Origin of the sequence: Pseudoduganella guangdongensis (assembly GCF_009857475.1) — a bacterium.
Lineage (GTDB): Bacteria > Pseudomonadota > Gammaproteobacteria > Burkholderiales > Burkholderiaceae_D > Rugamonas > Rugamonas guangdongensis.
Window position 1 is genome coordinate 1 of sequence record NZ_WWCJ01000061.1, and the last position, 345, is coordinate 345.

Here is a 345-nt window from a genome sequence, read left to right on the forward strand (position 1 = left end):
GGATTCGTGACTGGGGTGAAGTCGTAACAAGGTAGCCGTATCGGAAGGTGCGGCTGGATCACCTCCTTTCTAGAGTCGGCATCAGACTCAAACGTTCACACTTATCGGCTGTTGGTATAAAAGAACAGCAATGTTGGGGCTGTAGCTCAGCTGGTTAGAGCACCGTGTTGATAACGCGGGGGTCGTTGGTTCGAGCCCAACCAGCCCTACCAAATCCCGGGGGATTAGCTCAGCTGGGAGAGCACCTGCTTTGCAAGCAGGGGGTCGTCGGTTCGATCCCGTCATCCTCCACCAAATGCTTTTATGTGTGCGCAAACGCAGACATAAAAGTAGTACCGTTCTTTA

General features: G+C 52.8%; 2 tRNA genes and 1 rRNA gene. All 3 read left to right on the forward strand.

Annotated features, from left to right (window positions below):
- A 16S ribosomal RNA gene (locus tag GTP41_RS26825) occupies positions 1-69 on the forward strand; the annotation flags it as partial.
- Between the two features lie 66 nt (positions 70-135).
- Positions 136-212 (forward strand) — tRNA-Ile (locus tag GTP41_RS26830).
- A gap of 6 nt (positions 213-218) precedes the next feature.
- Positions 219-294, forward strand: a tRNA-Ala gene (locus GTP41_RS26835).
- The last annotated feature ends 51 nt before the right edge of the window (positions 295-345 follow it).